Annotated in this window: 6 protein-coding genes; all 6 read right to left on the minus strand. The window is 38.7% G+C overall.

What is annotated here, in order from left to right; translation table 11 throughout:
* Positions 1-7: 7 nt before the first annotated feature.
* The 6 genes from R2Q84_RS07130 to R2Q84_RS07155 are packed head-to-tail and all read right to left on the minus strand — an operon-like array spanning position 8 to position 14,878.
* Positions 8-2,797: a hypothetical protein gene (locus R2Q84_RS07130; RefSeq protein ID WP_316815844.1), complete on the minus strand. Its 2,790-nt coding sequence runs from the start codon at positions 2,795-2,797 to the stop codon at positions 8-10.
* 40 nt (positions 2,798-2,837) lie between these two features.
* Positions 2,838-5,294 carry a hypothetical protein gene (locus R2Q84_RS07135; protein ID WP_316815845.1) on the minus strand — a complete coding sequence of 819 codons (2,457 nt, stop codon included), beginning with the start codon at positions 5,292-5,294 and terminating at the stop codon, positions 2,838-2,840.
* 45 nt (positions 5,295-5,339) lie between these two features.
* Positions 5,340-7,763, minus strand: a complete 2,424-nt coding sequence (locus tag R2Q84_RS07140) for a hypothetical protein (protein WP_316815846.1) — start codon at positions 7,761-7,763, stop codon at positions 5,340-5,342.
* Positions 7,764-7,807: 44 nt separating this feature from the next.
* Complete coding sequence (locus R2Q84_RS07145; protein ID WP_316815847.1) at positions 7,808-10,240, minus strand: hypothetical protein; 2,433 nt, start codon at positions 10,238-10,240, stop codon at positions 7,808-7,810.
* 45 nt (positions 10,241-10,285) lie between these two features.
* Positions 10,286-12,364 (minus strand): hypothetical protein, encoded by a 2,079-nt coding sequence (locus tag R2Q84_RS07150; protein ID WP_316815848.1) that lies wholly within the window; start codon positions 12,362-12,364, stop codon positions 10,286-10,288.
* A 45-nt stretch (positions 12,365-12,409) separates the two neighbouring features.
* Positions 12,410-14,878 (minus strand): hypothetical protein, encoded by a 2,469-nt coding sequence (locus R2Q84_RS07155; protein ID WP_316815849.1) that lies wholly within the window; start codon positions 14,876-14,878, stop codon positions 12,410-12,412.
* Positions 14,879-15,401: the final 523 nt, after the last annotated feature.

Here is a 15,401-nt window from a genome sequence, read left to right on the forward strand (position 1 = left end):
CTAATTTCTATTTGTTCTTTATTGAATTTACTTCGGCACTTAATTTTTCAACTAACTCCGATAATTTCGTCATTTCATTTACTTTGCCCCTCAAATCCCTTATCTCCTTTTGCTGATCCATCATACCTTTTTGCTGATCTATGATATAGAGTGTTAACTCCTCAATTTTCTGCAAGAGTTTAGCATTCATTTCCCCGACGTCAATACCATCTTTTTTTACCTCGGCTGCATTTGGCACATTAGGTAAATGTTTGTTTTTCAAAACGAATTTTTCCAATTCATTTAATGGGAGGATTGGATAGTCTTTTTCAAAAACATAGTCAGGCCAGCTCACCTGTGGTTTAACTTTTACACTCTCAGCTATAATTCCACCTCCCACTGCTAGTTTATAAGTATGCACATTAGTAGTACCAATGCCAACACTTGTACTAAAAAGTTTCACTCCTGCAATTGTTTCATTCCCCGTTTTATGAACAACATTCGCATCCAGGGCAGCATCAGTAATGCCATAACCTACAAGCGTTGTAGGTTTACTGGCAACACCTGCCCAGGGCACTGAAGAAGCAGTACCAGTTAAATTACCTATAAAGGTTGAAGCCGTGACCGTTCCATCATTTCCAATAACTAAAGCGTCTCTATTAGTAACATTATTGCCTTGCTTTATTCTGAATGAACTAAACACGGCAGAAGTCGTATTTTTGGCTAACAGATTACCTTCCCCATTTTCATGATCTAACTGAACATACTGAGTTGTATTTGTTCTTTCGATTTTAGTAGGACCTTTGCTATTAATTGGTAAAGTAGAACTTAGTAATGTTGATGATATGCCAACTCTATGAGTTCCGCTTACAGTAAAACCTAATATACCTGGGTTATTCCACATACCAGTACCAGTATCACCACTAAATGAATGTGAAGGTGCTGCTGCTGAACCTGCTGAAGTAACTACAGGTACAGTCGTCGTAATTCCTGTTGTAGCTACACTAAACTGATTAGTTCCAGCTACTCCCAAGTTTACAGTTGTTCCAGGTAAATCTGATACTATATACATACTAGTACTAGTAGTACTACCATGACCGATGTAACCAGTTCGGCTAGATCCCTCATCTAAAAAATTTATGTAGTTATTTTGATTACTGGCAGTTTTTTTCATGGTAAATTTTGCTCCTATCGCTGAAGATATGGCTAAAGGTCCAGTCATAGTCTCGCCAGACTTCAAAACGTAATTGCCCAATCCCATGAAAGTGCTTAACCCTAAACTATTAAACTGATAAACGTCTCCATTTGAATGTCTTCCTAAAATTGATGCCATACCAGAACCTTGTAAAGCTTCGCTAATTCTACCCACTACCCCGTTCCATTGTATGGAGTTTGTAGCTAAAGTTGCCGTGGACGCGTTACCAGTTAAATTACCTATAAAGGTTGAAGCCGTGACCGTTCCATCATTTCCAATAACTAAAGCATCTCTATCAGTTGTACTATTTCCTTGTATAAATCTAATAGCTGAATATACAGCACTAGTCGTATTCTTAGCTAAAAAGTTGCCTGAGCCGTTTTCACTATCCATCTGGATGAATTGACCTGTATTAGTCCTCTCAGATCTAATTTGCCCCTTAACATGGAATGGCACAAGGGGAGCCACACCGTTAACGCTCCCAACACCAACCCATCCGCCTTTAGGATTTAAAATAAATGACGGAGTAACTGTGGCCCCGTTGAAATACCCACTTTGAAGCCAGGTTATACCATCTGAATTTCTAACTCCCATTTGGATTCCGTATAGTCCTGTAGATGTGTTAGCTAAAGTTAGTGCACCTGTAGGTAAATCACCCAATACAGGAAAATCACCCGTTCCAGATTGCCGCCCTATGATAGGGCTATTAAATACATGAGAAGACCCTATATAATTTACAGAGCCCAAATCACTTGCAATATACATATTGTTATTAATGCTAGAGCCTAAACCTACATATCCCAATCTTGTACCTACGTTATTATGATAAGACATATAAGTATTTCCTGTTCCAGTTGTACTATACAGCTGAAGAGCACTACCTGCATTTGTTAACCTCGCAGTTCCTAACACATCTAATTTAACAAGTGGACTTGCAACCCCTAAACCAAGGTATCCAATATTAGATAAAGTCATATGAGTATTACCCATAGTACCGAACTCCAAATTAGTCAACTGTCCAACTGCAAAATGTCTATTAGCATTTATAAATGCTCTTTCTGCACCTCCAATAGAATAACTAATTCTTCCTATACTTCCGATTATATCACTGCCGTTTAGGCTTAATTTAGGAAGCGACTTAGTAATACCTAAATCTCCCGACATTATATCACCTGACTTTAGTACATAGGCTACACCACCTATATTCATGACCTGAAAATTAGTTCCATCATAATAAACAGCATATACTTTATTCGCCAATAAATCACCAGCATCCAAAGGGCTGCTGGCGTCTTTAACCAATGTCTTTGCACCTAATCCATTTAAATTTAACGTAGACGCCCCTGTATTCGCGGTTGTTATTTTGAGATAAAACACTTGCCCCGAAATATATGCCGTTATTGCCGGCGTTATACTGGCAACATATGTATTAGCGCCTGCGGCAGTTACGGCAGATATCTTTGCACCGTTCTGGTCTAGATATTTTGATCCTTGTAACGCAAGAGCTGTTGCAAATTTATCATCATCTGTACCGGTATTAATCTCTCCCGAAGTTGCCTTAACCTGAGCATAAGTAGTATTTAAAAATAGTAAAACTAAAACCGTAAAAAAGAGCCGTTTCATGAGCGTAATATAATGTGATGGGGTTATTTTCTGTTTCTGTCTATTTGTTCTTTAACAAATTCATTTCTGCACTTAACTTTTCAATCTCCATTGACAATCTTTGTTCATTTGTTTTTAAATCTTTTATCTCCTTTTGTTGATTTATCATACCTTTTTGTTGATCAATAATATTTTTTTGCTGATCTATAATGTAAAGCGTTAGCTCCTCAATTTTCTGGAGTAGTTTAGCATTCATTTCACCGACATCAATTCCATCCTTTTTCACCTCGGCTGCATTTGGCACATTAGGTAAATGTTTGTTTTTCGAAACAAATTTTTCCAGTTCATTTAAGGGAAGGATGGGATAATCTTTTTCAAAAACATAATCAGGCCATTGCCCTTGTGGTTTAACCTTTACACTTTCTGCGATAATTCCACCACCTACAGCTAATTTGTAAGTATGCACATTAGTTGTTCCAATGCCGACACTGGTACTAAAGAGTTTTATTCCAGCTATTGTTTCATTTCCGGTTTTATGAACGGCATTGGCATCAAGGGTAGTAACTGAAGCCTGAGTCGCGGCATCAGTAATACCATAACCTGCAAGGTTTGTCGGTTTACCTGTTACACCCGGCCAGGCCACAGCAGAGGCAGTAGCAGCATTACCAGTTAAAGCACCTACAAATGTGGGAGCAGTTACCGTCCCAGTGGCTATTATGGATCCGTTAACATCTAAAGCAGCGACTGGAGAGGATGTTTTATTTATTGCAACAAACCCTTCACTCAATAAAACCTCACTACCTCTTATATGTATAGGCCTATGCGTTGACGCTACATAATCATAAGCTTGTATGGTTCCTACGCCTCCTGTGTAATAAGTAGACAACCCCACCCCTGAAGTTGGTAAATTCCCGGCGGCTGTAACTCTAATCAGATTAGATGTAGAGTTATTGCCCGCTCCAGATGTGACACTTGTAAGGTTGAAAGTAGGTACGCCTGTAACTCCGGACCATGGTACAGATGATGCTGTTGAAGCATTACCAGTCAATGCACCAATAAAGGTAGGTGCAGTTACAGTTCCTGAAGAAGTAACATTTCCTGTCGCCCTGTTAATTGACAAAGTAGTAGCTATAGCAGCACCGGCATCATCATATCTAACGATATCAAAGTTACTTCCTGTGTTACTTCCCGTTTCGGCAATTGAATTAGTCCTCAAGTACCACCTATTAGTCGCGCCTACTCTTGAAACAAACCCTTTATCTTGACCTGATGTACCTGCAGATATAAAAATCGAACCTTGAACATTTCCACTAAACGTACCGGCTGTGCCGTAGTATGGAATTGTAGAAGCTAAAACTGTGGGTGATACTGTTAAACGTGTTGTACCTGCAGCTGATAGCGCCACATCTCCTGTTGCAGATCCAATAGACATAGTATTGCTGGCATTAATTAGCTTACCTACATACCCTATTGAAATTCCTGTCTCATTTATAAAATCTATGAAATTTGATTGCGATACAGCAGATTGCTGTAGTTTAAGTTTATTTGCCACTGAATTAGTAATTTTAACACTACCTACAACATCCAGTTTTTCTGTAGGAACTTGCACACCCAAACCGAGATTACCTGCCATATAGTTCTGAGCAGTTCCTCCCATATATATATTGTGATTATTTGTTCCGGAAGGAATAAAACTACTGAATCCTCTATTGGTACCAGCGCCAATTAAATTAGAACTTACTTCAAACCCGGTTTGAGTTGTTACTGAAGATCCGGCACCAATTGGAAGTTGATATGCAGAGAAATGAATTAAGGTAGGTAATGTTGTAGATGATGGAACAGTACCTAAGTTTGTTCTAAATCCGTATCCTCCTGTGGTCACATCACTGCCTATATTCGTTGACATTCTATAACCTAACGCATTAGTACCACCTTGTATCGTAGCTGTATGATTAACACCAATGCTTGGGTCTGTACCAACCCCAACACCTAGTCTATTACCCACTAATCCTGCACTAAATATTCCATTAACACCATTTAAATTACCTGTCATGGTATCACCAGACTTCAAAACATAGTTACCACCTGTTATTGAAGCATTCAAGACTTGAAAATTAGTCCCATCATAATAAACAGCATATACTTTATTTGCCAATAAATCACCTGAAACTAAAGCTGCACTGGCATCTTTAACCAACGTCTTAGCACCTAATCCATTTAAATTTAGGGTCGAAGCACCCGTATTGGCAGTTGTTATTTTAATATAAAACACCTGTCCCATACTGTAAGCAGTTATCGCAGGGTTTATACTAGCCGTGTATGTATTAGCGCCCGCAGCTGTTACAGCAGATATCTTGCCTCCATTCTGGTCTAAATATTTAGATCCCTGCAATGCCAAAGCCGTTGCAAATTTATCATCATCTGTACCTGTATTTATTTCGGAGGAAGTTGCCTTGACCTGCCCATAAGCAGTATTTATAATAAGTAGGGCAAAAACAATGAGGAAGAGCTGTTTCATAAGGTTAATCTGGTCTGTGATTGGTTGTTTTTATATTTGTTACTTCTACTTTTTCTTTAATAAATTCATTTCAGCACCTAATTTCTCAACCTCCTTTGACAATCTTAATTCATTTGTTTTCAGATCCTTTATCTCCTTTTGCTGATCTATCAGGCCTTTTTGCTGGTAAACAATGCTTTTTTGCTGGTCTATAATATTTTTTTGTTGTTCTATTATATACAGCGTCAACTCCTCAATTTTCTGAAGTAGTTTCGCATTCATTTCACCAACATCGATTCCGTCTTTTTTTACCTCTGCCGCATTGGGCACATTGGGCAGATGTTTATTTTTCGAAACAAACATTTCCAGTTCATTTAATGGGAGGATGGGATAATCTTTTTCAAAAACATAATCAGGCCATTGCCCTTCCGGTTTCACTTTTACACTTTCTGCGATAATTCCACCACCAACAGCTAGCTTGTAGCTATGCACATTAGTAGTTCCAATGCCGACACTAGTGCTAAAAAGCTTTGTTCCTGTTATTGTTTCATTCCCTGTTTTATGCACAACATTGGCATCCAAAGTTGAAACTGATGCCTGCGTTGCAGCATCAGTAATCCCATAACCTGCAAGGTTTGTCGGTTTACTTGTTACACCAGACCAGGCCACAGCAGAAGCAGTAGCAGCATTACCAGTTAAGGGCCCAACAAAAGCCGGTGCTGTTACCGTATTAGAAAATGTTGCATTACCTGATGCTCTATTAATAATTAAAGCATTACTTAAATATACTCCGGCATCTGAATATCTGGCTATATTAAAATTTGAACCAACATTACTTCCGGTTTCGGCCCCTTGATCTGTGTATACATACCACCTGTTTACATTGTTAGTTTGATAGGCTAAAGATCTTATGGTAGCAGGGGCTCCATTTAACAGGTAACTAGTAGTAGCTCTGACTGTACTGCTAAAGCTTGCAGCTGTAGCAGTCATAGGAACCAGGACATCAACAGATGAACCGGTAACACTAAGTCTGGTTGCTCCATTAGCGTACAAACTTATATTCCCTGCGTTTGAAACTAAAGCAATATCATTTGTAGTTCCACCATGTCCAACGTAACCAGTTTGGACATCAGTACTATTTGTAAATTGTACATAGTTGGGTTGATTATCTAATTCCTTTTTTAATTTTAGCTTATTACCCATAGATGACTGCAAAGTACCTCCAGTTAAAGGTAAATAGGCACCACCTGTAGCAGGAGCGAACATCGATGATGCTACTTTTTCAACGGCTCCAGTAGTTGTATTACGTGTTAATAAATCGTAAGTTCCGGTTGACGTAATTGGAGCATTTAGCAAATTCAACCTTCCAGCATTATCTATAGAACTTATAACAGTACCACTACTGTTTTGCCATTCTTGCAAATTAGCTGTTTGTGTAGGACTAAATCCTCTTACAGTCAGCCCTCTTTGAGTATTACTACCCGATCTAATTGAGTGAGTAGGACTACCGGAACCTGTACCTGTGAATTCAGTTTCTCCTACTACATTAAGTTTGTATATATCCAAATTATTTACGGTCCCTATACCTAGAGATCCATTTAAGTAATTCACAGCATTTCCAGCCATATATAAATTATAACGACCTGTACCAGCAGGAATTAAACCATAAAATCCATAGTTATTAGTAGCACCGATTAAACTTGGATGTGCATAAAATCCAGTTTGGGTAGTAACTGCAGAACCAGCTGGTAATACTAATTGAGCTGCTGTATAATGTATCATATTGGTCAACGTTTGACTAGTTGTTGACAATGTCATCTCAGACCTAAATCCATGAGCTACATCAGTCACATCAGGAGATACAGGAGATTTATTGAATAAACCATATGCGATTGCCCCTCCAGTTATAGGTAAAGTTTGATACAATCTGGCAGACAATGAAGTCGAAGCGCCAAAAAATAGCCGTTCTCCTACAGTCCCCTTACCCGAAATATTAAAATTAGAACCAGGTTGAACCAAATTAGAGTTAGATTGATTTACTATATAGCTTGTACTGTTTATACCAGCTATATTCATCACCTGAAAATTAGTACCATCAAAATAAACGGTATATACTTTATTGGCCAATAGGTCACCAGCAACCAAAGCTGTACTAGCATCTTTAACCAAAACCTTTGCCCCTAAACCATTTAAATTTAAGGTAGAAGCCCCCGTATTAGCAGTTGTTATTTTAATGTAAAACACCTGCCCCATACTATAAGCCGTTATTCCAGGAATGATACTGGCAATGTACGTGTTGGCACCAGCAGATGTTACCGCAGATACCTTGCCGCCATTCTGGTCTAAATATTTCGATCCCTGCAATGCCAATGCAGTGGCAAATTTATCATCATCTGTACCTGTATTGATTTCAGCGGAAGTTGCTTTGACCTGTGCATAAACATCATTTAAAATAAGCAGGATGAAAATGGTAAGAAAGAGTTGTTTCATGAGGTTAACTAGACTGTGATCAGTTATTTTTATACTTGTAACTTCTATTTATTCTTTAATAAGTTCATTTCAGCACTTAGCTTTTCAACCTCTTCTGATAGTTTCGTCATTTCATTCACTTTGCCTTTCAAATCTTTTATCTCCTTTTGCTGAGCGATAATACTTATCTGTTGATCTTTAATATTTAACTGCTGATCTACAATACTTTTTTGTTGTTCTATGATATACAGCGTCAACTCCTCTATTTTCTGTAGTAGTTTAGCATTCATTTCACCAACGTCAATACCATCTTTTTTCACTTCAGCTGCATTTGGCACATTCGGTAAATGTTTGTTTTTCAAAACGAATTTTTCCAGTTCATTTAATGGAAGAATCGGGTAGTTTTTTTCAAAAACGTAATCAGGCCAACTACCTTGTGGTTTCACTTTAACACTTTCGGCAATGATGCCTCCAGCTACCGCCAGCTTATAGTTATGTACATTAGGAGTTCCAATGCCAACACTTGACGCTTGAACTAATCCTGAAAAAGTACCGGATGTGCCGCTGTATGGAATTGTAGAAGTCAAAAGTGTGGGTGATATGGTTAAGCGTGTTACATCAGCGGCGACAAATGTAACGTCTCCCGTCCTGGAAGCAACACTCATATTATTACTAGCAGCGCTAGGTTTACCTATATAGCCCATTGAAGTACCCGATTCATTTCTAAAATCTATGATATTTTGTTGGTTAACCGCTGATTGTTGTAATATTAACTTAGCGTTTTCGGTACTGGAAATAGTCAATTTTCCGGTCATAGCATCACCCGCTTTTAAAACAGTATTACCCAAAACAGGTTTATTGGTAAGATTATTATAATTTAACGCATAACTATCTCTAACAAAACCTGAATTCAATATAGTGCGAGTATGTACATAGTCAGTATCATCAGTTGCCAAACTCATGTTGTATTGACTGGGATCTTCAAAAGCGGCAGCTGTATGCGATGTATGGTAAACGGTAAATTCTTTGAGATTGGCCTTGAGGTACTTTAAAGTACCATCATTGGTAGTAATCATCAGTACAGTTTTTGTATTTGCTGCATTTCGACCTATTCTTACTTGTGCAATTCTATCAGGCGCATTACATAACACAGAAAAATTAACATTAGAAACTGCATACCCTGTGATTATTAAGTCTGTAGTTTTAACATTTGCAAGTATTGTTTTATCATATTCCATCATAGTAATTCTAGCTACCCACATCGTACTTGTGCCGATTGGCAGGTCTACTCTCAATTCGCCAACAGGAGCTTCTGTACCATTATTGTAATATGTTATATCATAAAAACTTCTGGATCCCGTCACTGTTGTAGCAGGATCCCATATCCTTTGAGATAAGGTGTTATTAACTACCCTAACATTGTTGATAACAGCAGTTGGTGATGTACTTGCCACAACAGTTCCAGCGCTATTTTGAACCTCTAATAAATTCGCAGTACCACTAGCAGCACCTCTAACCACTATTCCTTTTTCTGCAATTGATTTTTGCCAAACTGTAAGTCCTCCAAGTTGTGCTGTAGCGCCCAAAGCTAAGTTTCCCGCTAAATAATTGGGTGCGGTTCCGTTTGCATAAAAATTCCAGTTTTCCTTTCCTGCTACTACTGGTATTCTACTTTCAAACCCTTTATTTACACCAGCACCGACTAACGATGCAGCCGCTAAGAAACCATACTGCGTCTGCACAACAGCATCTGTAGGCAATGCTACCTGATTAGCTGCATAATGTGCCAAAGCAGGTAAATTCTGCCCCGGAGTTTCCAGCGTTAATGAAGAATTGAACGCATAGGCAGCAGTAGTAACATTATTTCCAATTACCCCCGAGTTAAAAAATCCATAAGCAATAGTCCCTCCTGAAATAGGTAAAGTTTGGTACACCCTAACAGCTGCAGAACTGGAAGCACCTAAATGTAATCTTTCTCCAATTGTACCTTTGCCGCTAATGTTAAAGTTTGCAGTCGGTTGAACCACATTAGAGTTAGATTGGTTTATAATATAGTCTGTGCTGACTGTAGCACTTAGATTCATTACCTGAAAATTAACTCCATCATAATAAACCGCATATACTTTATTAGCCAATAGGTCACCAGCAACCAAAGCTGTACTGGCATCTTTAACTAAAGCCTTTGCCCCTAACCCATTCAAATTTAAAGTAGAAGCACCCGTATTGGCGGTTGTTATTTTAATGTAAAACACCTGCCCCATACTATAAGCAGTTATTGCAGGAGTGATACTGGCAATATAAGTGTTGGCACCCGCAGCAGTTACCGCAGATACTTTGCCCCCATTCTGATCTAAATATTTTGATCCCTGCAATGCCAAAGCAGTTGCAAATTTATCATCATCTGTACCTGTACTGATTTCGGAAGAAGTTGCTTTGACCTGTGCATAACTAATATTTACAATAAGCAGGGCGAAAATGGTAAGAAAGAGCTGTTTCATGAGGTTAACCTAGACTGTGATCAGTTATTTTTATAATTATAATTTCTATTTATTCTTTAATAAGTTCATTTCAGCACTTAGTCCTTCAACCGCCTTTGATAATCTTAGTTCGTTTGTTTTTAAACTCTTTATCTCCTTTTGCTGGTCTATGATATAAAGTGTTAACTCCTCAATTTTCTGAAGTAGTTTCGCATTCATTTCACCAACGTCGATTCCGTCTTTTTTTACCTCAGCTGCATTTGGCACATTAGGTAAATGTTTGTTTTTCGAAACAAATTTTTCCAGTTCATTTAAGGGAAGGATGGGATAATCTTTTTCGAACACATAATCAGGCCATTCCCCTTGCGGTTTAACCTTTACACTTTCTGCAATAATACCACCACCTACAGCTAATTTATAAGTATGCACATTAGTTGTTCCAATGCCGACACTAGTGCTAAAGAGTTTTATTCCAGCTATTGTTTCATTTCCGGTTTTATGAACGGCATTGGCATCCACCGTAGTAACTGAAGCCTGAGTCGCGGCATCAGTAATGCCATAACCTGTAAGCGTTGTGGGCTTACCAGTAACACCAGGCCAGGCCACAGCAGAAGCAGAGGAAGCATTGCCTGTTAAAGCACCTATAAAGGTTGCAGCTGTGACTGTTCCACCAAATATTGCATTACCAGTTTGCCTGGCGATTGATAAAGCTGATCCTAGCATTGTTCCATCATCCGAATGTCTGGTAATAACAAAATTTGAACCTAGGTTACTTCCAGTTTCAGCAATTCCCGTAGTGAGTAATCCCCATCTGTTAACACCTGCTGTTTGTGTATAAAGACCTCTGGTTTGTGGAGTGCTCGTATTAGAAGTAAAGATCGGAGCTGAAGCTGATCCCGAAAAAGTAGCAGATGTTCCGTTAAATGGAACTATAGCTTGTATGTCACTTTGCGCCAGAGTTAATTTAGTAGTGTTATTACTTCCCAGCATTAAACTATTCCCTACGTAAGCTGTCACATTAATATTACTACCTAAAGAGGCTCCCACTCCTATATACCCTTCCCGAACACCTGACTCATCCTGAAACTCCAGAAAGTTAGTTTGGCCAGAAGCTGATTTCTTTAATACCAGTTTATTTCCAACCGCAGATTGCAAAACACCTCCAGTTAAAGGTAAATAACCACTTTTTGTAGCATTAATCTGTGCCTGGGCCTTACCAAATGCTTGTGCAATATTATCGGTGTTAGCAATAGCAGTATTGGTACCCAACACATATTTAGCTATCGGATCTAAGTCAGTGTAACTTACTACCGGTGTAACCGTTACTAACCTTGTAACTCCTGTTGAAGGTATGGCCGCATTAGTTATAGATGTGACTCTGTTGGTCACTACAGGTGAGCCTGTCGAAGCATATGCAGTAGCTATAATTGTTTCTGAAGCACTACCTTGGGGGATCCAAAAACAAATGAAGCCGTTATATAAGAACATGCTTACAGTTTTCGTAATTCCTGTAGAAGTTGCCTTAGCATTTAATATAACATTACCAGCATCATAATTATACCCTTGCGCATCAATGTTAAATGCTGTACTATTAGTGGTATAGTAACCATTACCCTTTATATGGAGCGTGAACATTACATTCGATCCGGACATATCTGTCTGGATAAATGCTCCATTTGTATAATTATATAGGCTATAAGGTTCTGCACTTTGAGCCGCACCTGCATTCATCACCTGAAAATTAACCCCGTCGTAATAAACAGTATACACCTTATTAGCCAACAGATCACCAGCAACCAAAGCTGTACTGGCATCCTTCACTAATGCCTTTGCCCCTAACCCATTCAAATTTAAAGTAGAGGCACCCGTATTAGCAGTTGTTATTTTAATGTAAAACACCTGTCCTAAACTATAAGCCGTTATTGCAGGAGCTATACTGGCGATATAAGTGTTGGCTCCCGCAGCAGTTACCGCAGATACCTTGCCGCCATTCTGGTCTAAATATTTTGATCCTTGCAATGCCAAAGCTGTTGCAAATTTATCATCATCTGTACCCGTACTGATTTCGGAAGAAGTTGCTTTAACCTGTGCATAACTAATATTTAAAATAAGCAGGGCGAAAATGGTAAGAAAGAGCTGTTTCATGAGGTTAACCTAGACTGTAATCAGTTATTTTTATAATTGTAACTTCTATTTGTTCTTTAATAAATTCATTTCAGCACTTAGTCCTTCAACTGTCTTTGATAATCTTAATTCATTTGATTTCAAATCCTTTATCTCCTTTTGCTGGTTTAAAATATTCTTTTGCTGGTCTATGATATAAAGCGTCAACTCTTCAATTTTCTGAAGTAGTTTCGCATTCATTTCACCAACGTCGATTCCGTCTTTTTTTACCTCAGCTGCATTTGGCACATTAGGTAAATGTTTGTTTTTCGAAACAAATTTTTCCAGTTCATTTAAGGGAAGGATGGGATAATCTTTTTCGAACACATAATCAGGCCATTCCCCTTGCGGTTTAACCTTTACACTTTCTGCAATCATGCCCCCACCTACAGCTAATTTGTAAGTATGCACATTAGTTGTTCCAATGCCGACACTGGTGCTAAAGAGTTTTATTCCAGCTATCGTTTCATTTCCGGTTTTATGAACGGCATTGGCATCCAGCGTAGTAACTGAAGCCTGAGTAGCGGCATCAGTAATGCCATAACCTGTAAGCGTTGTGGGCTTACCACTAACACCCGTCCAGGCCACAGCAGAAGCAGTTGAAGCATTTCCGGTCAAAGAGCCTACAAAAGGAACAAAAGCTGTTACAGCTGTAGGTGAAGCTGACAACACTGTAGCATTATTTGGCGCTAATCCAACATTACCAGTTACTGAAGCTAGGAATATGTTATTACTAGCAGGTACACTCTTGCCAACAAATCCTATAGATGTTCCTGATTCGTCAAGAAAATCAATATAGTTTGATTGACTGGCGACTGATTGCTGTAACATTAGCTTACCACCTGCGGTACTGGTTATTTTAACATTACCTGCTACATCTAATTTTTGTGTGGGTACAATGACACCTAATCCTAAGTTGCCATTCATGTAGTTTTGAGCTGTACCACCCATATACAAATTCCATCTACCCGTACCTGCAGCTAAAGTGCCGTAAAAACCATAGTTATTAATGGCTCCAGTTAGCGAATTCTCAGCTAGGAAACCATATTGACTGTTTACTGTTGATCCTGCGCCAAAAGCCCCTTGACTGGCACTATAGTGAGCCAACCCGGTTAATGTGAAGGAGGCAGCCTGTGTGGTTGGTAGTGTCCTGTAGACATAAGCCGTTGCAGTTACACTTGACTGAATTTGGCCGGATGAATAGTTTGCATATGAGGTAGTACCGCCAACTATAGGTGAATTATTATAAAAACCAACGGAATTTGAAAGCGTGCCTACTGCTAATCTTGCTACTGAAGTATTTCCGCTAAAATTAGCAGATGTTCCGTTCAAATTACCCGTTAAAGTTCCACCTGTTAAAGGAAGATAGGCACCACCTGATATAGGAGCAAACTGACTTGTTGCCCAGTCCCGATCAGCTACAGTTTTCCAAGCGCCCCATGCCGATTGTGAAGTAGCACTCTGAAAATACATATTACCTTGACTATGAGCCATCCTATATGCGACAGAACCATTACCACTAACATCAACATAGGGTACGAACGTAGTAGTAGCAGCCCAGGATCCGGCTCCAGAAAGTCCTAATGTAGATGTACCTTTAAAGTCAAATGATATACTAGAACTGAATTCACTCGGTAGTTCATTAACAGATCTTGTATCTAATACCCTAACTGAATTTACACTGGATAAAGTACCTCTACCTCTTTGAGTAAAGTTCAAACCAGCCCATTCTTGCGAAGCAATAGTTTCCCAGGGAGAGAATGTTGTCGCTGTTATACCTGATCTAAATTTAACTGTATTACCATCGCTTGAATTTGCTTTCCAAAAATCTACCTGACCTACAGCAGATGAAGAGCCATTCCTACTTAATGTCCATCCAGCACCGAGGGCTGAAGGAAAATTCAAACTACCTGTAGTATTAGTCCATGGTCTAAATCCAACCACTCCTAAATTGTTGGCATCGGTGTTATTACTGTAACCTAAAGATGATAAAGTCACATTATTACCTTCACTAAGCGCAATATTTCCAGATGCAGCACCCAATGATAATGTTTGAGCTGCCCTTGCCACACCTGCATTCATCACCTGAAAATTAACCCCATCATAATAAACAGTATACACCTTATTCGCCAACAGATCACCGGCAACCAAAGCTGTACTGGCATCCTTCACTAATGCCTTTGCACCTAACCCATTCAAATTTAAAGTAGAAGCACCCGTATTAGCTGTAGTTATTTTAATATAAAACACCTGGCCCATACTATAAGCCGTTATTGCAGGAATGATACTGGCAATATAAGCGTTGGCACCAGCAGCAGTTACCGCAGATACCTTGCCGCCATTCTGGTCTAAATATTTCGAACCCTGCAACGCCAATGCCGTTGCAAACTTATCATCATCTGTACCAGTATTGATTTCGGCGGAAGTCGCTTTTACTTGTCCATAAGAAACATTAAAAATAATTAAGAAAAAACCAAGAAGAAAGAGTCGTTTCATGAGGGGCAATTTAGAAGCTTAATTTTATGAAAATCAATGCCGCACAAGATTAAAAGAAAGAATACACCTCCCCCTTCTAACACTTTAGCAGACAAATGATTGAATTGATAATTTAACTGACTGCGGATCAGTCCGGAACAGACAAAACCCGATAAAAGAAAGAATATTAATGAGACGAAAATTTTCACATTTGAGAGCGTTTCAGTTATTTAATTAAGAAAATCTATATAGATATTTTTATACTATAGGTACATAAAGTCAATCTTAAATTAAAGATATATAAAAATTACTTTAAATGGTAAATTATTTCAATAAATACACCTCCTTCCTTTAGTGGTGTACCGCCCTTTCCGACTAGCATCGTCCGGAAGAAGTGCATATCTTTATTAAAAAAATCGAAGTCATCCTGTATTTTGATCTGGTTTTACCCAAATCTCAGTACATATGGCAAGGGAAATGTCGACTTTTTGGCCAAAATAAGGAATCGTTAAACCCGATTTTGACCAAAAAATCCACCTGTTTG

It is taken from the genome of Pedobacter nyackensis (genome assembly GCF_032678475.1).
Classification (GTDB): Bacteria; Bacteroidota; Bacteroidia; order Sphingobacteriales; family Sphingobacteriaceae; genus Pedobacter; species Pedobacter nyackensis_A.